Origin of the sequence: Segatella bryantii, from assembly GCF_022024215.1 — a bacterium.
GTDB classification, from domain to species: Bacteria; Bacteroidota; Bacteroidia; order Bacteroidales; family Bacteroidaceae; genus Prevotella; species Prevotella bryantii.
The window spans coordinates 832,206-854,383 of the sequence record NZ_CP091797.1; the positions used below are offsets into that span (position 1 = coordinate 832,206).

The window sequence follows — 22,178 nt, forward strand, 5'->3', positions numbered from 1 at the left end:
TTATCTTTTTGGTTTATTTCATTGCAGTATTTCTGTTATTCTCGGCACAATCTGTTTACGTGATAGTTCTTCCTTGGAGTAGGTTACACCTTCACGGAGCGACGGTCCGAAGATGGCCTCGGCCACAGCCTGAGTCCCTTCACCGTAATAGATGAAATAGGTGCCGTCTTCCACGAAAGGCGTGTCAGGATCGCTCTCGTCGGGATTGGGTACAAGATTATCGATCTTGGCAAACAGCATGTCGCGCCTGTTGTCGCACATCACCTGGGGCATCACGCCCAACATACGGCTGATAAAGTCATCCATCTCGCTTGCCTTGCAATTAAGCGAACCGAAACCGATAGCCTTGCCACCTATCTCATACTCCTTATAGTCCGAGAGAAAGATCTCGCCATCGCTCATGCCATCGTAATTATTGGCGGCATCGGCCATCTGGCGGTTAATCTCTGCCACTTTGTCCTCCAACTGCAACTGGGCGACCAGCGCCGTCCATGCCACGGAGTCCTCATGCTGAGTGGTAGTCTTGGTGAGATTACGTGTGTCCGACAGCAATCCGGCAAGCAGAATGCGGGCAGTCTCATCGTCGATGTCGACACCTGTCTCCCTGTACATCTCGTAGATGATGGTGCAGGTGGAGCCAATCATCTCTCTGCGAACGTAGGGAATGCCGCTGTCCTGAATGTCGCCCTCTACGTGGTGGTCTATCTTCTGTAGGATGATAGCCTCCCTGGCACCGTCCACACACTGGGCATAGTCGGTGTGGTCGGTCAGTATGAGCCGTGTCTGCGGCACCACACTGCTCTTCAATTCGGGCAGTTCAAAGCCGAACACGCCAGAGATATAGGCTGTCTCGCGGTTGGTCGCACTCGACACCTTTGCCTTGCAGTTGTAGCCCAGCGCATTCATCAGCTTGGCATAACCCAACGACGAACAGACGGCATCCACGTCAGGCGTTTTGTGACCATACACGAATGTCGTGTCTGCTCCCCAGTCGAGCGTTTTCAGCATAGCGCGAAACGCCTTCCCCTGTTCGGGTATCACCAGAGGATCGTCTTCCGACGAGCATGAGGTGAATAGTCCCAAGCCACAGACGAGGATGGTGGCCATCAGCCAAAGTCTATTCTTATTCATAGTCTTTATCTTTTTCCTGTTATTGTTTTGTAAGTTTCAGCCCCGTGGCATCCACGTATTCTCCTTCAACGAGCGTGGCATTGGCCGTGCCGCTATAGGTATTGCCGTTGCCATCACTGACGGTGAAGTTGAAGGTGCTCTGCGCGGCGGTGGGCAGCAGGGCGACATAGACCTCCGTCTGACCAGAGGCAGTAATCGTGAGGGGCGCTGTGATATCTGCACCCGTTGCATGGACATCATTCTGCGCCGTATTGACACCGATGGCCACCGTAGCCGACTGCGGATATTTTCCGTTGTTTGAGTCACCAGTGCTATAACTAATGCTGAGTGACTTGATGGGGATGGCATCGCCCGTATTCTTATCCTTAAACGAGAACTTGCACACCGTCAGCAGGCTCTTCATCTTCCCTATCGTGGCGTTGGCCGTCATTTCGGTCACCTCTGTCACGGTTGCCTTGCCAAAGACGTAGTGGTAGTTGGTGGCGAGCTTGCTGAGCGTGCCGTTCTGTCCCGTGAGCGAGATGGTATAGCTATCGTTCGTCTCGAAAGTCGTGGCTGGATAGACCACCGCCAGGTAGTCACCAGCAAGGCAATACACGTCGCCTGTAAACTGCGAGGTGGCAGCAGTGGAGTTGGCTATCAGCAGGCCGCTGTAGGGCGCATCGCTATTACCACGATCCACTCTGCTCAAATTGCAGTACGTCAGCCCGTCGTCCGCCGTCCACAAGGCGGTGAGGATGCCGTCACCCTCAGCAAGCGAGGCGCGAGTCATTATCTGCCGTGCCGCCTCCTCCTCGGTCTCCGTAATGGTAATGTGTCGTACCTTGACGCCGTCGTCGGCCGTCTGCGGCGCGCTGCCGTCTGTGGCCGTGTCGTCGTCGCCCGAACAGGCCGCCAGCCCGGCCAGCATCATGCCGCCGAGCATCCAAAGCATCAGAAATTGTTCTTTCGTTCTCATAATGGATTAACGTTTTCGTTTTTTTTTTACTTGCTTCAGTCATTGTCCCAGATGCCGCGGCTCTGTGGGGCGTTGCTGCTGTCGCTCTCGTCCTGACTGAATCCGCTACTCGACTTCTGATACCCAGAAATCTCTCCACTCATGCCGAGCAGATGATGCCGCTGCTGGAGGGCTACCACCCTCATCGCCGGTTTCGTGTACGCTTTCTTCATTGTGCTATCTGTTTTTTGAATGTTATAAAAATTGCAAACCTCCAATTCCCCAATTATCAGAATAAAAGAATCAAAAGTGGACGTCCAGTCTTTATGTCCTATTGTGTCTTGCTATGGTGGCATACTCATATATTTTGGTTTTAGGGTTCAACAATATATTCTGTCTATGACAAGTACTCTACAGGCTCATAACATGGAATCTGTGATTTCTCGAAGTCACTTATATTCAGGCACTTGCAATTTGAATCTAATTATTAACTGCGGATATTAGATTTATTATTGTTATTATTATTATTATTATCATTATCAGCAGTGGTGATCACAAATATGTATGGGCAAAAAGCAATCTTCGGTGCAATATACAAAAAATATTGTAATTATGCTCCGATACGGAAGAAAATCTTCTTAAAAGGACGCATTTTGAGGTACTTATGCCTCATCAGTCTGTCATAATGCCCCCTATCTACACGTTTATGAAAGTTAAATACGTTAAATCTGCCCTCACAAGCCAAGGTAAAAAACACACAGAACCACTTTTCTACTGTTTAAGATTTAAATTGCTGATTATCAGCGTTTAAAGTATTCAAGTGTTGATTTATGAGCATCAAATTCAAGAATTAAAAAAAGATTTGGTCTGCATATCATCTCCCTGATAGTTATAATTGTTGTAATACAAGTTTCCTTGACTCCATCATATCTACTATTCCTGATGTACCACAGACCATTCTCAGAGAACATTATCGTTGTCATCCCAAAATAATCAACTTTTGTAATCAAGAATTTTATGATGGAAAACTTATCATCATGACAAAAGACCGAGGCGAAAAAGATGTACTTATGGCTATTATGTCATTACCCTCTTTATATGCTCATTGGCGACATAAGCTCATTACCTCAAAAAGAACACGATTTTGTAATGCATGATACTACTCATCTTGATTTTCTTATTTATGATAAGATTAGCCACCAAACAGTACTCGTTGTTGAAACAGATGGCTACACTTATCATCACGAAGGTACTAAACAAAAAGAACGCGATGACATTAAGGACCGCATTTTAGCTTCTTACAATATCCCAATACTTCGACTTTCCACTAGAGAAAGTGGAGAAAGAGAAAGGATTGTAGCTAAACTTTCAAAAGTATATGCCTAGTTTATAACTTATCATGCATGAGCGAGTTGAACAAATATTCTATTTCCATTATAAGTAAGCTATTAGGCATGTCCAAGTCAACATAAAACGACACATAATTGATAACAATATTTTTTTTTCGTACCTTTGCACACATGAAAAATCCGAAATATACTCACCTGTTCATCGACTTCGATGATACACTCTATGATACTCGTGGTAATAATTCAATCGCTCTACGCGAACTTTACGAGCTCCGTTCTTGGTCTAACATGATTCCTGATTTCGATGCATTCGTTACTGCATACTGGACAACTAACGAGGATGTGTGGGCACGGTATACCCGCAAAGAGATGACACGTGATGTGCTCATCGTAGAACGATTCAGACGCCCTATCCTTGAATGTTGCCTGCCTGGCACAGATACAAGTTGGCTAACTGACGATTTCTGCCGTGAGGTGAGTGACCAATATCTCAATCTCTGCTCTTGCAAACCGGGTACCGTGGAGGGAGCACACCATTTAATGCAGTATCTTCGTAACGAGGGCTATCATCTGTCTATCTGTAGTAATGGCTTTCATGAAGTACAATATAAGAAGCTGCAAGCTTCGGATATGCTCCAGTATTTCGACCATATTATACTCAGTGAAGATGCAGGAGAAAACAAGCCTGGCAAGGGTTTCTTTGATTATGCACTTCATATTACGGGAGCTGACAAGGACTCCACACTCATGATTGGCGATAATTATAATACGGATATTCTTGGTGCACTTGGCTATGGGCTCGATGCCATCTGGTTCAACCGATGGAATGTGCAAAAAGATATGGATTCGCATATTCTGCTGACGACTGATAAACTCAGCCAAATACAAGAAATGCTATAATCCTTAGTTTTTGCACTCGAAATATATACTACTTCGTATATTCCAGCCAATCAATATCTACATATCCCCCTATCGCTCTTCAAAAATTATCAAACATCTATTAAATAGAAACAATTATAACCGTATTACTTTCATTTCAATAGCCAAATAAAAGACAAAGCTATCATTTTGTAACTACTACAAGATATTTAATAAATTATTGCCAATTAACAACGTAAATAAATAACATATTGATTACTTTTGCATACATAACATAACAAAAGAACACATAAACAGCGCTAACACCTTGCACTATGAAAGGTAAACAGCAAATAAAATTAAAAAGAATAAAATAGACTATTCGTTTAACCATCGGAAGAGTGGAAGAAGCTAGGCTTACTTAACAGATTGCGAAGCAAAACATACATAAAATTTCTATTTATAATCATATACCATACTTTTGGTATTAGAATGTAACATAAAAAAGCTATTTTCTAACAAAAAAGAAGAAAAATATTTGTATGTTTAATAAATTTGATTTATATTTGCAACTGTTAAGGATCAAATCGTAAGAATCTTGCCGATTTTGTCTACCTTTATTACTACTTCTGCAAGATGATTTGAGAGAGAAAATGTGAATAATACTTATAACTAGAACATTTAGTTTAAAGAGAGATTTTATGGAAAAAAGACTTACGACAATTTTGGCGTGCTCATTCCTCAGTTGCGGAATAGCAATGGCACAAACACAAGTCCAGGGTACCGTAATTTCTAGCGAAGATGGCTTACCAGTAGTTGGTGCTTCTGTCATCGTCGCTGGAACTAAAACGGGAACACTTACCGATGTTGATGGTAAGTTCTCGTTATCAGTACCAAGTGGTGCAAAACTCGTTATTTCGTATTTGGGAATGCAGCAAAAAACAGTAAATGCCTCTGGTAACTTGCGAATAAGCCTAGATCCAGATAACAAATTATTGAACGAGGTTGTAGTTACAGCCTTAGGCGTTTCTCGTGAAAAGAAAGCACTGGGTTATGCGGTCAGTGAGGTAGCTGGTTCTGATTTGCTGAAAAGCCGTGGTGGTTTGAGCAACCCTGTTAATGCACTTCAGGGTAAAGTAGCAGGTTTGAGTATCTCATCTGGTGCTGGTAGCATGGGTGGCTCGTCTAAGATTTTGATTCGTGGTAACAACTCACTTTCTGGTAATAACCAGCCTCTTTTCGTTGTAGACGGTGTGCCTATCGAGGGTACTGATTACAACAGCACAAGTACCGCTCGCGGTGCTGGTGGTTACGACTACGGTAACTTGGTACAGGATATCAACCCTGATGATATCGAAAATATCTCTGTATTGAAGGGTGCTGCTGCTACAGCTCTTTATGGTAGCCGTGCTGCTAACGGTGTTATCATGATTACTACAAAGCATGCCAAGGGTAAAGACTTACAGGTAGACTTTACTTCAACTGTCGGTTTTGAGTCTGTTACTAAATTGCCTAAACTGCAGAGCGAATATGGTGGTGGTTATGGCGAAGATGATTTCGGCACAGCTATTATCAATGGTAAAGAATATACTACTGTAGATTACGGTATGGATGAAAGCTGGGGTCCAAAACTCGATGGCCGACAGGTACTTTCATGGTATGATCTTGCGAAATGGGAAGCAAATGGTAAAGTAGGCGATCCTACGACATCGGCTTGGAGTCCTGCTTCTTCTGACTATCGTGACTTCTTTAATACCGGTGTTTCTTTCACCAATAATATTGCCGTATCTCAGGCTCTAGACAATGGTTCTTTCCGTGTATCTTATACCAATACTGATCTGAAGGGCTATTTACCAAACAGTAGTCAGTATAAAAATACACTGAATGTTACAGGTAACGTAACCAGCAAGGATAAGAAACTGAATATCTTCACGAATGTGAACTACTTTAATAACCGTACCAAGGGTCGTCAGGATACAGGTTATGGTGATAATAACATCATGGTTAAGTTCACACAGTGGGGTCAGCGTCAGCTAAATATGAACGAGCTGGAAGAATACTATATGTATCCAGACGGAACACAGGCTACCTGGAACCGTAATAGCGTAGATGATCCTACTCCAGCTTACCACAACAATGTATACTGGAGCCGCTATAAGACTTATGAAAATGATGTTCGTAACCGTATTTATGGTAATCTAGGTTTCAGCTATCAGATTCTTCCTGAGTTGAAATTCCAGTATAAGGCTAATCTTGACTTTTATGTAGACAAGCAGTATGAGCGTAATGCTGTCGGTTCACAAGAGGAGTCTAAATATTCAGAGTATAGTCGTCAACAGTATGAAATCAACCACGAGTTTATGTTGCAATATGCTCAGAAATTTAAGGATTTCAGTTTGAGTGCCAATGTCGGTGCCAATATCATGAAGCGCCACTATGAGTATCTTTATGGTACGACAAAGGGCGGTCTTGCTATCGCTGACTTCTATAATCTAGCCAACTCTATATCTACACCAACATCAGATAACTTAAAGCGTGAAAAGGGTACTAACTCTCTCTTTGCTGATGTAACAGTGGGCTATAAAGACCAACTTTATTTGGAGGCTACTCTTCGTGGTGATAAGTCTTCTGCTCTTCCTTCTAGCAATAACACCTACGTATACCCTTCTGTATCAGCCAGTTGGTTGTTCTCTGAGGTTTTGAAGGAAAAAGCACCTTGGTTGTCATACGGTAAGATTCGTGCTGGTTTCTCTCAAGTAGGTAACGATACCGATCCTTATCAGATCTATTCTACCTATACACAGTATACCAATATCGACAGTAATACTCCAGGTTATCGCTTACCTAACACATTAAATAATGCCGACTTGAAACCAGAGTCTACCACTTCATTCGAAATCGGTCTCGAGGCATCGTTCTTGAATAATCGTTTAGGTTTCGACTTCACCTACTATCATACCAATACTAAGGACGAAATTCTTCCTTTGTCTGTATCAGGTACAACCGGTTATCTGTATAAGATGATCAACTCTGGTGAAATCTCTAACAGCGGTATTGAGTTCGCACTCCATGCTACACCTATCAAGAATAGAGACTTTGAGTGGAACACCAACCTCACCCTCTCTTCTAACAAGAACAAGGTGAAGAGTCTTACCGATGGTGTAGATTACTATCGTATCGCCAGCGCTCCATTCGCAGCTGAAATCGGTGCTGTTGTTGGTGAAGAATATGGTGTCATCCGTACGAAAGACTTCCTCTATGATTCAGAGGGTCACAAATTGGTTGATCCAGAAACAGGTCAGTATTTGGCTACCGATTCTTACGTAAGTGTTGCTAACATCTTCCCTGACTTTACAGGTGGATGGAACAACACATTCCGCTATAAGAACTTCGATGCAAGCATACAGTTTGACTTCTCTAAGGGTGGTCACTTCTTCTCTACCACACAGATGTGGGGTACATATTGCGGTATGTTCGAAGAAACTGCAGCTAATGGTGTTCGTGAGAATGGTATCGTAGCACAGGGATATGTTGCTGCTGTAGATGAAAGCGGTAACCTCATCAAGAATGCTGATGGTACATACAAGAGTACTGGTGTAAATACCAAGACTGTAGATGCACGTGATTACTTTGAGAACTATTATACTGGTCCTGGTGCACAGAATGTATTACGTTCTGACTACATCAAACTCCGCGAAATCAACCTGGGTTACACTTTCAAGTTGAATCCAAACTATTTTGTAAAGTATCTTCGCCTCTCTGCTTATGGTCGCAACTTGGCCGTATGGGGTCCTGATACCAAGCACTTTGACCCAGAAATGATTGTCACCTCATCTGGTAACGTTCAGGGTATCGAGGGTGGTGCTACTCCAATGGTAGCCAGCTATGGTTTTACTGTAAATCTCAAATTTTAATTGATAGGGAGAAATGACAATGAATAAGTTTTTAAAGTATATATATGCAGGATGCATCGCTCTTTCTGCCACTGCGTGCAGCGACTTGGAGCAAATGAATGTGAGTCCTAACAATGCATCGGCTGTTCCATCTAATATGTTGATGGAAGGTGCTCAAAAATGGACTATGGATAATATCTACGATGTATGGTTTAGTGGCCGACAGTGTTTGGCTTATGCACAGCAGTGGAGCCAGATTAACTATACAGAGGAAGACCGTTACCAGATTCGTGAATCTGTAAACAACAGTTACTTTAATTATCTGTATCAGGGTATTGCTAACTTTGATAAGGTAATCAAGGAGAATCAGAATAATCACGCTGCTACAAACTCTGCATATGGTGCTAATGCCAACCAGATTGCTGCTGCCAAGATTATGAAGGTGTGGTTGATGGATGTCATCACTGATACATGGGGCAACGTACCATACTCTGAAGTGGCGAAACTGGAAGACGAAGGTATACTCTATGCTGCTTACGATGATCAGAAAGATATTTACACGAATATGATCAATGAATTGACTGAGGCTGTAAATATGATCGATGAGAACGAAGTAGCTTTTACATCGGGCGATATTATCTATAACGGTGATGCATCAAAGTGGAAAAAGTTTGGTAACTCGCTGAAATGCCGTTTGGCCATCCACCTCTCTAAGGTTGATTCTAACTGGAAAACATATATCAAGGAGGCTCTTGCCAGTGGTGTGATGACAAGCAATGATGATGCTGCTAATTTTAAGTATGTAAGTTCTGGTACCGACTATTGTAAGTTATACGAGGGTTACTTCGTTGACAGACGTAACGACTTCAGCTTGAACAAGACTCTTGCTGACTTGCTAAAAGGTCAACCTGATACTTTGAACCAGAAATCACATCCATGGGAAGGTGTAGTAGATCCACGTTTGCAGATTTACTCTTCTCCTAACGCAAATGGTGACTATAACGGTATGGCTGTAGCTACTCAGACTGGTATCCAGGCTAAACTTTATTCTCAGGATAAAGTTACCAGCTGGTACTCTAACCCACCATTGTGTCTGACCAAAAACTTTGCAGTACCATTGATGACTTATGCAGAACAGAAGTTTATCGAAGCAGAGTACAATGGTTATAACAAGAGTGATTACGAAGAAGGTGTACGTGCATCTATCGAATACTGGTCTAACTTAGCAGGTGGCGTTATCTCTGCCGAAGATATAGATACTTATGTATCAGCCGTTTCTGGCAGAGTTGATGCTGAGACCGTAGCTATCCAGAAGTATCTTGATCTCTTCTGCAATGGTACTGAAGCATGGACTGAGATTCGCCGTACAGGTTATCCAGAACAGATTGTTCGCCCTAATGAGTATTCTGCAATACTAGGCACTACCAAGTATAAATTCTCTCCATTGAGCGAAACTAAAGGGGATATCATTTCTCGTGTGAAGTATCCTACCAACGAAAGTACATTGAACGGTGCTAACTGGAAAGCTGCTGTTGCAAAGCTCCAGGATGGTACCAATAATTACTACAGCAAGATGTACTGGGATGTACGTACTTCTACATATGATCACCCTGCTAATAAGTAATCAAAATACTCAACACATCAATTCTATTGATAACGTTGAAAGGCATGAGATGATTATCAAAAAATTATAAATACGAAAAAATTAAATTTCTTAATTATGGAAATTTAATCTACTCTACTTAAAAAGGAGATTGGCAGTGATGCCAGTCTCCTTTAAGTGTATTTATGATTACCGATAATATCACCTATAATCCTCGCTTAATAAGATATACCGTAAACATGGTATATTTTTACATAACAGATAAAAAATAACAGAAAAGCATTTCAATATGAAATCTTTTCAGTAATTTTGAAATCAAAATGCAAGAGGGAAATTACATAAAACCACTGAGTCTTGACGTTATCCATCGATGGGACAATGCAGCGCTAACCATGCTTTATAGGCATTTCTATAAGGCTATGGTTGCTTATGCCATGCAGATGGTGGGTGGTAGGAATATTGCTGAAGATATCGTTCAGGAAACTTTCTATGGATCATGGAAAAATAAAAATACATTCAAAACGATAGGTATGTTGAAGGCCTATCTATTTAATGCTGTGAGAAATGAGAGTATCACTTATCTGAGACGTCAACAGGTTACGCAGAAGCATGCAATCCATGTGGAACAGATCTATCGGGAGATGCAGACAGATGATAACGGTGATTTGGTTCAGCACAAAGAGGAACTGTATCGCCAGTTATTCATGGCACTTGATGAAATGCCAGAAAAACATCGCGAAGTTTTTCTACATATCATGGAAGGAAAAAAGAATCACGAGATTGCAGAGGCGATGCAGATAAGTGTCAATACTGTGAAAAAGATTCGTCTGAGGGGAATTGAGAAAATGCGCAAGTCGCTCTCTCCCGAGGCAGCAGCACTGATGATGATTATATTTGCTTGATTTTTTTTGCACAAACTTGTACCCTTTTTGAGTGTTCATGCGTATAGAGATAAAAAAGGGTTTATATGAACAAAGAAACGCTAGATAACTTGCTCCATGATATTCAAGAACATTGTGGGGAAGACGAGGATCTCGTCAGACGCTACGATGACTATGCCGCGACAGATGCAGAGAAGGCGCTGAAGCAGATGCTGATGAGAACGGGAACCATGACCAGAAGTCCCCGTCTGGAATTATGCAGACGCTACCGATATGCCATGGCTGCCGCTGTTGCTGCGTTTTTGGTATGTGGCCTATTTTGGTGGTGTCAATACACTAAAGTTATCCCACCAACGGTGTCTGAGGAAGTACAGCACGCCATAGCAATGAGTCAGAAAAGTGGTCGACAAGAGGCTTCTGTAACCCCTTTTGTACAAAATTTGGGTACACAGACAGTAAGTGAGAATCTACGCTCAACCTACCATATCCAAGAGGATGAAGTGGTGGAGCAATTGCTTACTGCCAAGCAAGTAACCACGCGTAGTAATAAAGAATTTTGGCTGACACTTCCGGATGGCTCGTTAGTACATCTTAATTATAATACGCACATTATATATCCCGAAAAATTTGTAGGTAATACTCGTGACGTGTTACTTGACGGCGAGGCCTACTTCATGGTAGCCAAAGATCGTCTTCATCCCTTTAGAGTCCACACTCCACATGGTATGGCAACTGCTTATGGCACAGAGTTCAACGTCTCTACGCGAGGCAAGAATAGCACGGAAATCGTTCTCGTAAACGGCTCTGTAGGTGTAACCCCTTCAGGTAGTTCAGAACAACTCATGCGCCCCAAGCAGAAATGTTCAATAAACGATAATCAATGTCTAATGGAAAATATCGATGTAGAGCCGTACGTTGCTTGGAACACTGGACATTTTGTTTTTGAGGACTGTCAACTTTGGCGATTGATGGATGTACTTTCCCGTTGGTATGGCATGAAGGTACAGTTCCTTAGTGAGCCGAGTCGTGAGATTTTGTTTACTGGAATTCTGAGTCGCTACAATGAAATAAATGCCTCGTTAGAGGCTATTGCCACTGTGGCTGAGGTTGATATTCGTACTGAAGGAAATGTGATAACCATTAAATAAATAAAAGATGCAAGTTAAGACAACTATGAGACGGCTTGTATTGGTCTTGATTCTGTTGGCGGGTACGGCGACTTTGCTGCCCGCTACGGCTCAGACGCTCAAAAACAAGCCCGTGACCTTCACCCTGACTAAAGTTGGAGTGAAGGAATTCTTGGCGGAGATGAAGAAACAGACGGGGCTCGACTTCGTCTGTAGCTCAGAACTTATCAGGCAACTGCCGTTGGTGACAATCAGCGTGAAGGATGTGTCTGCAGAACGTGTGTTGGGCGATGTACTCAAACAGCTAGGGTGCAAATACACCATCAATGGCAGTATCGTCACCATCACCCATCGCGACCAGAAAGGGCGTACCCGCCATATTGAGGGCGTGGTACGTGATGATCAGGGTGAACCACTGCCAGGTGCTGTTGTCAGAGTGAAAGACAAGGGTATACAGACGGTAACGGATAATACCGGTCATTACGTCATCAATGCCCCCACGACAGTCTGTCAGTTGGAGTATGCTTATTTGGGCATGCAGACTCACACGTCAGATTTCGCACAGGGAACGGTTGACATAAAACAGAATATCAGGATGATATCAGACAACCGCCTGAATGAGGTAGTTGTAACAGGTTATCAGACCATTTCGAAAGAACGGGCAACGGGCTCATTTACTATTCTGAAGCATAATGATATCGAGAAACGCCATACTGGAAACCTTTCTTTAGCCCTTGATGGACTTGTAGCCGGTATGCAGAGTGTGGTTGATGGGCGCGGTGGTAAAACCTTCACAATCCGCGGCACCTCAACGATGAATGCTGACTATACCCCTCTAGTGGTCATCGATGGCTTCCCTGTGATGGATAATCCCAGTAGTGGAGCATCGACCAACCCTAATTTGAATGCGTTGGAGCGTATCAACCCAAAGGATATCGAGAGTATCACTTTCCTAAAAGACGCCGCTGCCGCCAGTATCTGGGGAGCGCGTTCTGCCAATGGCGTTATTGTAATCACAACAAAGAAAGGTCAGAAAGATGGACAGTGGACGGTGGAAGGCTCTACACAGTTAACGATTGCTAAGAAACAGAATGTACATCAGCTGACTAATCTTGCTTCTGCTTCACAGACGATTAACTATGAGAAATGGCTCTTTGAGAAGAGTATGATCAGTTCGCCATATTCTCGTAATATCACTAACCTCTATTCAGGACTTACCAAGTCTCAGTTACTTCTATATCAAGGATACAACTGGGGAACAATGGATATGGCTGAGATGAATCGTCAATTGGCAGATTTGGCTTCACTCGACAATACGAAACAAATCAGGGACAATCTGTTGCAACGCCCCCTTCAGAGTATGACCAACGTAGCTCTCAGCGGTGGCATCGGCCAGTGGGGAACGCGGTTCTCGGTAGAGTTTATCCATGAGAAAGGGGATTTTCTGGGTAGTCGCAACAACCAGTGGAAAATGGACTGGCAGAACGAATACCAGATTAATAAATATGTCAGTCTGAATCTGGGGCTGAATCTGGTGAATGACAATCGTCACTCTTCACAAATAGGAATCAGCAATCTGAGTATCCTGTCTCCCTATGAAATGCTACTGAACTCTGATGGTTCTTACGCCTGTCACTTCCACGGCAGTTATAACAGTGATGTGCTCAATATGTTCGACTGGAGTGGATTCACTTATCACAACATGAACTACAACCTGCTTCAGGAGGCTCGAAGTCGTCGGCAGCGAGTGAACAACACCCAGTTCCGCTTGCAGGCTGGTTTACAAGTGAATATTATCGACGGACTGCGCTTTAATTCCAAATTCCAGTTTGAGTCAAGTCGTTATACGCAGAAGCGTACAAACGATGAGGAGAGTTTCTATACACGTTACTATGTGAATTACTACACTCCCGGTGACATGGATGGCAATGCCCTGGGCATCTCTGCTGTACCGGCGGGTGATCTCGTCATCAATGACAAAGGTAAGAATCACAGTAACCTTTTCCGCAACGACCTCACCTTTGATAAAGTTCTGGGAGAAAAGCATGCCATCAATGCCGTGATTGGTAATGAGATTAGTAACTATTACTACGAGTCTTGGACGAATCCCTATCTTTGGGGTGTGACGGCAACCAATGGTGGCACTGTTGGTCAAGAAGGCTATGTTGATACGATGGATGGCTCTCAGAGCAGCATCATGGGTGTGCCTCAAAATGGTAAGGAGCATGTCTATGACTCATGGAATCACAACCGTTTCGTATCGTTCTATGGTAATATCGCCTATATGTTTGACGACCGTTATGGTGTGTCGTTCTCTGCTCGTAGCGATGCCTCAAACCTAATAACTTCGAAACCAAAATATCGCTGGAGCCCCCTCTGGTCAGTGGGCGCGATTTGGAACTTGGCCAATGAGTCGTGGCTGAGTAAAACTGATCTGGTAAATCGCCTGACGCTACGTCTCACCTATGGCCAAAACGGAAATGCTGCCACGGCATCTTCTGCGCATACAACGGTCAGTATCTCCTCATCAAGCGTTGACGAGTGGACAGGACAGTACCCTGGCAGTATCTACGACTACGGTAATCCTACCCTGCGCTGGGAGAAGACCGCTATCACGAATATTGGCCTGGACTTTGCTTTGTTGAATAACCATTTGTTCGGTTCTGTTGATGTCTATAACAAAAAGAGTACTGACGTGTTAGGTTCTGTGAATATCGCTGCTGTCAACGGTACGTCGTCGGCTTCCTTCAATAATGCAGAACTGACCAATAAGGGTATCGAACTCTCGTTGGGTGCTCAAGGGGCTATTGGCGATTTTACGTTGAGCGGCAACCTGACGTATAGTTATAATAAAAATGAAGTTACGAAACTGTATACGGAAATAAATAATGTGAGCGATTTCCTCAATTCCAACTATATTCCAGGCTATGCCATGAGCCCGATTTTTACCTTTGAGTACGGCGGTTTGAATAATGGAGTACCTTGTGTGCTTGATACAGAAGGCAATAAGTATAGCATCAATGATGAGTCGCTGTTCTATCTGCCCTGGAAAAGTTTGCTTCACTATCAGGGTACGACGATTGCTCCTCATACGGCAGGATTGAATTTTACCGTACAATGGAAAACCATCTCGCTGAGTGCCTATATGAATGGTCGCTTTGGTGGTAAGATGACAATGCCGCAGTTCAACTATAATTATATCACCAGTTGGGGTGAAAAAAGCAATGTACTTGCTCAGGTTGGTGATCTGATGGACTCTTCGGGCAGTGTGATTACCACTCCGACGAACATGATGCCACTGCCCACCGTCGATGACGATGGGAACCCCATCAGCCTGATGAGCTACTCGGGGTGGAGCATGTACCCACGTTCACTCAACATGGCTGTGGAGGATGCCTCCTATATCTACCTGAGTGAGATAGACCTGAATTATCAGTTGCCTCACAAATGGCTCACTGGACTCTGGCTGAAAGATGTGTCCGTATTTGGAAAACTGGAAAATGTCGGGCTCATTTGGGCGGCCAACTCCAAGAACTATCATCCAGACTATCTGCCTGGCAGTTACCGTCCGGAACTGACATGTACAATCGGCGCAAGTATCAAATTTTAAACAGTATCAGATATGAAGAAAATTATATATTCCATAGTTGTCTCAATGATATTTGTCGCTTGTAACGACTATCTCGACACGGTGCCGAGCAAAGGGGATAATGAGGTAATCAACCGTTCTGAGCAGATTGAAGCCCTTCTCAATAATAGCAGCATCTTTAATGCCAAAACATCTGTTGTTGTTTCATCCTCAGACGACATCGGTCTGACAATTGACATGTTAGATCAGATTGGCTGGCTCTCGGAAAGTTATTTAGGAGGACTGGTTTTCTCTGTTGACGATATTGCCAACAATCAGTGGGGTGATGAAGTTTGGGAGGACGGTTTCAAGAAGGTCTTTACGGCCAACCTTATCCTAAATGACCTCGACAATGTAGAGGATCTGAACGACCAGTCACGGCAGGCTTACATCGCTGAGGCCCGATTCATGCGGGCTATGGCCAACTGGAACTTGGTGCAGACTTACTGTGTGCCTTATGCTCAGGAGAACCTTAACGAACTTGGTCTGCCGCTGAAACAGTCAACGGACTATGAAGAGTCCATGATACGCTCATCCATCCAGGATACATACGCCTTTATTTTAGCCGATCTTCAGGCAGCCCTTGAGACACCTGTCAGTGATGTTGATCTACGATGGCGAGTCAGCAAACCTGCCGTGCAGGCCATGCTGGCACGCTACTATCTCTTCACACAGGATTATGCTCAGGCTGCGCAGTATGCCCAGGAGGCTCTAAAAAGTACAAAGGCAACTCTGCAAGACTACAACTCCCTGAAACTCGTTGAAAACAATCTCTGGAATCCTTCCAGTGGAAAGGAAAATAAGGTTTATTATTCCGAACTGTATCAGTATGCCCCCAACCAGATGGCTGACTACCAGGAGAACTACTATTCACAGTATTTCGCTGTCAACAGCGGCAACTATCTGATTCCCTCAGAGAGTCTCATTGCTCTCTATGATCAGGAGAACGACCTGAGATTCAAGCAGTTCTTTGTGAGATATGGACTATGGGATACGGGATTGAGTGGTTTCGGAGACGATATCCTTTATTGTAAGTTTAAACACTATATCAGTGGCGATGAGGTACAATCGGGTCCCACCGTTCCTGAAATGCTACTGACAGCCGCTGAGGCACTGGCCCGACAGAATAAGGTCTCAGAGGCCATGCAGTACTTGAATAAGTTGCGTCGTGCCCGTATTCGTCAGGGGGCTGAGCTGGTAGACTTGTCTGCTGACAGTCAGGATGAGGCCATCAGTCTGATTCTTGAAGAGCGCCATCGTGAGATGCCCTTTGTGATGCGCTGGTTCGATATCCGCCGCCTGGCTTTTAACGAAACCACTGCTGACGATGTGACGGTAGAGCGCACTTTCTACGCAGCATCCAACAATGTTATTGACTATAGCATGGTTTACAAATACACCCTACCTGTTAAGTCGAAGCGCTACGCTATTCCCCTCACCAACCTCGAAATCACCCGTAGTGGTAATCAGTTGGTGCAGAACAACTACACCGCCGGCGATATCCTAAAGGAGAAAGTTGAAATCAATAAAGACGAAGATGATGAAAGAAATGAAGAAGATTGGAATTATGATGAATAGATTCTACTATATTTCAATGTTTGTGCTACTGGCAACTCTCTCTCTTACAACCAGTGCACAGAAGAATCAGAGTGAGCGTTTTACGATTCCTAATACCTATGATGCTCAGGCTCTGATGGAATATATGATAGCTCAGTTGCCTGAAACAGACTTTGTGAATGGCAATGACTATTTCAGGGAAATGCTGAAAGTAGCTGACCAAAAGTTGGAAAATGTAGAGTGGCGTGAGCGCATCAAAGGCTTTATCGCTACCGACCTGATACAGATGACGACCACCGAGGATCCCAAGCCTATCCTTGATATGTATCTAGCTGCCAGTTCCACAGACTCTATCCGTCAGAAGGTGCGGAATGCCTATGAAGAAAGTGTCCGCCAGAATAGTGCCCTCTATTCTGGCAAACCAGCTCCCGACTTCACATTTACTGATGAAAAAGGAAACATACTTAAACTGACTGATTTCCGTGGCAAATTGCTGTTTATAGACATCTGGGGAACATGGTGCGTGCCCTGCATTGAGGAAATACCTTTCATAGAAAAACTCCAGCAGCGTTACAACCATTGCAGCGACGTACATATCATGAGTATTGCATGTGATAAGAAACGCGAGCGTTGGACGGCTTTCCTTGCCAAACATCCCACTTCATGGCATCAATATCTGGTTACGCCCGAGGGCGATGAAGTGCTCGATAGCACCTATCACGTGATAGGTATTCCACGTTTTATCATCGTCGACAGGCAAGGCCGTTTCATCACATCCGATGCGATGAGACCGTCTTCCCCTGAATTCAATGATTATTTCGATAAACTCGTAAAGAGTAAATAACATGAGATTATTTTCCATCGAAAAAAATTAAATTTCTTAATTATGGAAATTTAATCTACTCTACTTGAAAAGGAGATTAGCAGTGATGCTAGTCTCCTTTAAGTGTATTTATGATTACCGATAATATCACTGACAATGTCATCGATGATATTAGATATATTTGATAACCGGCACATCTAAACATAAAAACACTAGCACATGAATAGCACAACTAATTATAAACAAGAGTTAAAAGAATAGTTAAAATATATGAAGTTTTTTTTATTTCGATAATTAATATTTACTTTAGCATGTCCCTTTTGAGGAACGTTTTTTGCCGATAAATACAAATTAACCGACAATAATTAAATATAAAAAAAACACCAAATTGCATCTCTGAAATCAGTTATGAAAACCTCAAATTTAATTATTTCCCTTTTGGTCATATCGCCTGTAACTCTGTCTGCTCAGGAACAAAAGATTGAGGGAATTGTTTACGATGACAACGGAAATGTCGTTGAATTTGCGAATGTAGTGCAAGTCGATTCTTGTATGCATTTTGTTACAGGAACAACAACGTCCCCAAAAGGAACTTTTTCTTTACCCATTCAAAGAAAGAAAAACACAGGTTATCTTATAACTTCTTATGTAGGTATGTCGTCTGACACCATCAGTTTAGCGAAAACATTTCAACAGCCTCTACATATTATTTTGAAAAATAAATCAACCGAGATAGGAGAAGTTGTCGTGAAAGGAAAGCGCAGTCTTTTTAAAAATGAAAATGATATCATTACTGCAAATGTTCAAAACACGATTTTAGCTAAAGCTGGCTCGCTGGATAATTTAATGAATCAAATACCATTTGTCTCAGGTGGTGGCGGCGAGTACAATATATTTGGTCGTGGTGGGGCTGTTGTTTATTTAAACAATAGTAAAGTTTACGATGCAAATATCCTTAAGACCATCAACTCTGACCGGATAAAAAAAGTGCAGGTGATTACAAATCCCGGATCTCGGTATTCTTCAGATGTGAAGGCGGTTATCAAGATATTTACAGTTGACAACCCAGATGGATTGGGAGGAAATGCATATACAAGTATTACTAAAGGTAGAAAATTCTCCAACAATGAGGGTGCCTCTGTAGTGTATAATTCCGGTAAGTGGCAACTCACAGGAGGAATAGGTCATGCCAACTATAAAACTCAGGAATACACCGAGGATAGAACTTCTGTTATTAGCGAGCCTAATCTATTGTATACCAATAATACGACATTAGACTATGACATGACTTTTCTTGATGGTAACTTAGGCATTACCTATCAACCTTCAGCGCGGCAAACCATTGGCTTCAATACAAGGATTACAAAATATGAGCATAACCATACTATTGATGATGCTATAATTAATCATTACACGGATGGGGTTAATGATTTTCATACAGATGGAGTAAATAAATCAAAAAATGTCCCGATTCAATGGCTTACGAATACATTTTACACTCTTTCTCTTGGCAAGACAAGACTTGACTTTACGGATGATATCTTAGTCGGAACGCAGAGTAGAAAACTATTCTACGGGGAACAAAATGATGTAGAGGTCTCAACGAAAAATAAGTCTCATTATTTGATGAACTCCTTTGTTGCAGACATCAATACTCCGATAACAACCAAAGTCTCTCTTAATTATGGCGGAGAATTCACCTATTCACGCTATAAACAAACTTTCGATTTCAATGAAAATAATATCGAAACAGAAATGAAAAATGCGGAGAATAAAAATGAACAAATTCTTGGAGCTGCTTATGCGAATCTAAATACCCAGATAGGGAAATTCTCCATGAATGCAGGATTGCGTTATGAATATGCTAGCTGGCAGTATTTTGTCGGAAATATGAAGCAGAAATCTCAAAGTCGTGATTATAATGATTTGTTCCCATCATTGAATATATCCTATCATCCAAATGATGTCTCTAATATTTCTTTGGGCTATAGACAAACCGTCAGAAGACCTAACTATGGTGAACTGAATGATAACATAGAATATCAAAGCCGCTACTACTATGTCCAAGGAAATTCCAAGTTAGATTATTCTTATACGAATTCTATTAATATGTTAGCATCGTACAAGAACTTACGCTTGATAGGTTCATTAGATTTCGTTAATGATGATATCGCCATGAAGAGAAGTTTATTGGGAGAATCAAAAGATATCGTATTGTCTCAAGCAACAAATATTTCAAATTATAAACGATGGAATGTTGGAGTAAACTGGTGGCAACATTTTGGTATCTATACGCCGTACCTTGAGATTGGATTAGGTGGGCAAACTTTCTCATATACCTATATGGATACTCCTTATCATTTCAATCATCCATATGTGAATTTCAAAGTGCATAATACTTTCGAGTTGAAAAATGACTTTAGTATCACGCTGTTTGTAGACTACTATGGCAAGAACTATTCTCTCTTTAGGGAGGTTACGGAACAATGGAACACTCAACTCTCTCTTTCAAAAAATATAAAAAGCTGGTTTTTCGAATTATCAGTCAATAACGTTTTGTGCCCTCGCTCACGTACTAGCACGACACGATGTGATTGGATAAATGATGCTTCATACAGCAATAGGGATAACAAAAATGTTTTCCTTTTGGTTTCTTATTCATTTAATTATAAACAAAAAAGACATCAAGCAAATACGAAGTCAAATGAAATACGTCGATTCTAATAAACATAATATGATGAAAAATTCAATAGTTATCATGCTGGCTGCCCTTCTGTTATCAGGATGTGCAAACTCGAATTTCGATTTTACAGACTCTTCAGAGTTAAGTATTCAAGAGAATCCATATGAGATTATCAATTCTAAAACGAATATTAAATATCCGCTGAGGGAAGATTTACTGTCTCCGAATTATACAGGTGGTTATAAGTTGAATTTTATTAACCAATCGAATTATAATCATCAGTATGCAGCTTATGATTTAATTAAAGCAAGCATCAACCAATTGCCATTTAAGAACAAAAGAGTAGAATTCGTATTTGCAGATAAATTCATGGTTTTAAGACTTGACAAAGATAATCATGAATGGGCACCTAACTATTCTTTGAATATCAAGAGTGACTGTGTCGTAGAATTACCAGGTGAGTGGAATAGTAATCGTAAATTGCAGAATGAAGATTTTTGGCGTAACCTTATCATTTCGCCATCGAAAAAGCGAGTGTTATGCGTTGACCGCGTAATGCTGAAAGGAAATTACTACGCTATTGTTTATATTATCCAATCAGATAAAAAGAGTTACCCTTTCCCTGCTCTATATCACTGGGACGCAACACAACCAGAGTTGCTCCCTAACACCTGGATAACTCTTGAGGGGTTTGCTGATATGACTAGAAAAATAATAGTAGCTAATCGATAAAGGGAGGGGATGTGTAAAACGAAAAGAGGTTGTGTCTGCTACTTTTGACACAACCTCATACATATCTTACAATATAAGAAAGAACTGTAGCTCTCCCCTACATATAATATTTATTATTCCTCAACTGGAGAAAAGTCTCCCTTTCCTACTCCACAGAGCGGACATACCCAATCATCTGGAATGTCTTCAAAAGCTGTGCCAGCTGCAATACCACTATCAGGATCACCTACTTTTGGATCATAAATGTAACCACACACATTACATACGTATTTTTTCATAATGTTTTGAATTTAAGGGTATAATACTATTTTTATTAATCTCATTATTGCAAATATAAAAGATTTTATTAATAAGTGCAGAAAAAAAGTGTTAAATAATAAATAAACGATATAAATGTTTTATATCTTTGCATAACATTAACTCATCATTACTCATATAAAAAGAATATTACGATAACATCATGTACGCTCTATATCATCTTATCTGGAGTGTTGTCGGCATTGCGTGGTTGTTAAGTATACTATGCATTAACAAGATGTATGCACAGACATATCGGTTACGAAAGGTAAACGACAGTCTATCTTATTTACAACTCCAAACCGACTCGTCACTCCATGAGTGGCCACTGCCCTATCCGATATATCAAATGCAAACGGCTGATATAGACAATAACGGTACAGAAGAAGTTCTTATCGGAGTGGTCAAAGGTACCCGATTCTATCCCCAGAAAGCTCGAAGGCTCTTTATCTTTAAGAATGTCAATGGTAAAATTCGACCAATGTGGCTAGGATCCCGTCTGGCCGGTAGTCTACAAGATTTTAGATGTGTAAATCATCATATCAGAAGTTTGGAGAAACGGGGGGATAAATGGTTGGTTGCCGAGTTTAAAATGGGACCATTTGGTCCTTCCTTTATCAGATATCTGATTTACGATACTACAGAACAAGAAGCTAAAAAACAATTTAAACGATAATAG

At 42.0% G+C, this 22,178-nt stretch carries 16 protein-coding genes; 13 read left to right on the top strand and 3 right to left on the bottom strand.

The features are described 5' to 3' along the window. Positions 1-18 precede the first annotated feature (18 nt). Both L6471_RS03160 and L6471_RS03165 read right to left on the bottom strand, forming a co-directional pair. Positions 19-1,131 carry a DHH family phosphoesterase gene (locus L6471_RS03160; protein ID WP_237796812.1) on the bottom strand — a complete coding sequence of 371 codons (1,113 nt, stop codon included), beginning with the start codon at positions 1,129-1,131 and terminating at the stop codon, positions 19-21. A gap of 19 nt (positions 1,132-1,150) precedes the next feature. Continuing rightward, positions 1,151-2,089, bottom strand: coding sequence for a hypothetical protein (locus tag L6471_RS03165; RefSeq protein WP_237796813.1), 939 nt, complete (start codon positions 2,087-2,089; stop codon positions 1,151-1,153). A gap of 935 nt (positions 2,090-3,024) precedes the next feature. Here L6471_RS03165 and L6471_RS14235 point away from each other — a divergent pair. From L6471_RS14235 to L6471_RS03220, 12 genes are all read left to right on the top strand, one after another. Next, complete coding sequence (locus L6471_RS14235; RefSeq protein WP_404830156.1) at positions 3,025-3,225, top strand: AAA domain-containing protein; 201 nt, start codon at positions 3,025-3,027, stop codon at positions 3,223-3,225. Continuing rightward, positions 3,167-3,454 carry a DUF2726 domain-containing protein gene (locus L6471_RS03170; protein WP_237796814.1) on the top strand — a complete coding sequence of 96 codons (288 nt, stop codon included), beginning with the start codon at positions 3,167-3,169 and terminating at the stop codon, positions 3,452-3,454. Before L6471_RS14235 ends, L6471_RS03170 begins: the two co-directional genes overlap by 59 nt. A gap of 134 nt (positions 3,455-3,588) precedes the next feature. Beyond that, entirely contained in the window at positions 3,589-4,317 is a 729-nt protein-coding gene (locus tag L6471_RS03175; protein WP_237796815.1) for a YjjG family noncanonical pyrimidine nucleotidase, read from the top strand. Positions 4,318-4,976: 659 nt separating this feature from the next. After that, positions 4,977-8,189 (top strand): SusC/RagA family TonB-linked outer membrane protein, encoded by a 3,213-nt coding sequence (locus L6471_RS03180; protein ID WP_237796816.1) that lies wholly within the window; start codon positions 4,977-4,979, stop codon positions 8,187-8,189. 19 nt (positions 8,190-8,208) lie between these two features. Beyond that, positions 8,209-9,792, top strand: a complete 1,584-nt coding sequence (locus tag L6471_RS03185; RefSeq protein WP_027453981.1) for a SusD/RagB family nutrient-binding outer membrane lipoprotein — start codon at positions 8,209-8,211, stop codon at positions 9,790-9,792. Positions 9,793-10,091: 299 nt separating this feature from the next. Beyond that, on the top strand, positions 10,092-10,673 hold the full coding sequence (locus L6471_RS03190; protein ID WP_074803014.1) for an RNA polymerase sigma-70 factor: 582 nt from the start codon (positions 10,092-10,094) through the stop codon (positions 10,671-10,673). 65 nt (positions 10,674-10,738) lie between these two features. Further along, on the top strand, positions 10,739-11,800 hold the full coding sequence (locus L6471_RS03195; RefSeq protein ID WP_237796817.1) for a FecR family protein: 1,062 nt from the start codon (positions 10,739-10,741) through the stop codon (positions 11,798-11,800). Between the two features lie 25 nt (positions 11,801-11,825). Further along, positions 11,826-15,389, top strand: a complete 3,564-nt coding sequence (locus L6471_RS03200; protein WP_237796818.1) for a SusC/RagA family TonB-linked outer membrane protein — start codon at positions 11,826-11,828, stop codon at positions 15,387-15,389. Positions 15,390-15,401: 12 nt separating this feature from the next. Continuing rightward, positions 15,402-16,985, top strand: coding sequence for a RagB/SusD family nutrient uptake outer membrane protein (locus tag L6471_RS03205; RefSeq protein WP_237796819.1), 1,584 nt, complete (start codon positions 15,402-15,404; stop codon positions 16,983-16,985). Next, positions 16,957-17,808, top strand: a complete 852-nt coding sequence (locus tag L6471_RS03210) for a TlpA family protein disulfide reductase (RefSeq protein WP_237796820.1) — start codon at positions 16,957-16,959, stop codon at positions 17,806-17,808. Before L6471_RS03205 ends, L6471_RS03210 begins: the two co-directional genes overlap by 29 nt. Positions 17,809-18,195: 387 nt before the next feature. Next, positions 18,196-20,511, top strand: a complete 2,316-nt coding sequence (locus tag L6471_RS03215) for a TonB-dependent receptor domain-containing protein (RefSeq protein ID WP_237796821.1) — start codon at positions 18,196-18,198, stop codon at positions 20,509-20,511. Positions 20,512-20,521: 10 nt separating this feature from the next. Further along, the gene (locus L6471_RS03220; protein ID WP_223918729.1) at positions 20,522-21,202 is read left to right on the top strand and encodes a hypothetical protein; all 681 of its coding nucleotides are present in this window, start codon (positions 20,522-20,524) and stop codon (positions 21,200-21,202) included. Between the two features lie 113 nt (positions 21,203-21,315). On the opposite strand, the gene rd is transcribed toward L6471_RS03220, so the two are convergent. After that, positions 21,316-21,480, bottom strand: coding sequence for a rubredoxin (gene rd / locus L6471_RS03225; protein WP_074548930.1), 165 nt, complete (start codon positions 21,478-21,480; stop codon positions 21,316-21,318). A 182-nt stretch (positions 21,481-21,662) separates the two neighbouring features. Here rd and L6471_RS03230 point away from each other — a divergent pair, with 182 nt between their 5' ends. Continuing rightward, positions 21,663-22,175 (top strand): hypothetical protein, encoded by a 513-nt coding sequence (locus L6471_RS03230; protein ID WP_237796822.1) that lies wholly within the window; start codon positions 21,663-21,665, stop codon positions 22,173-22,175. Positions 22,176-22,178 lie beyond the last annotated feature (3 nt).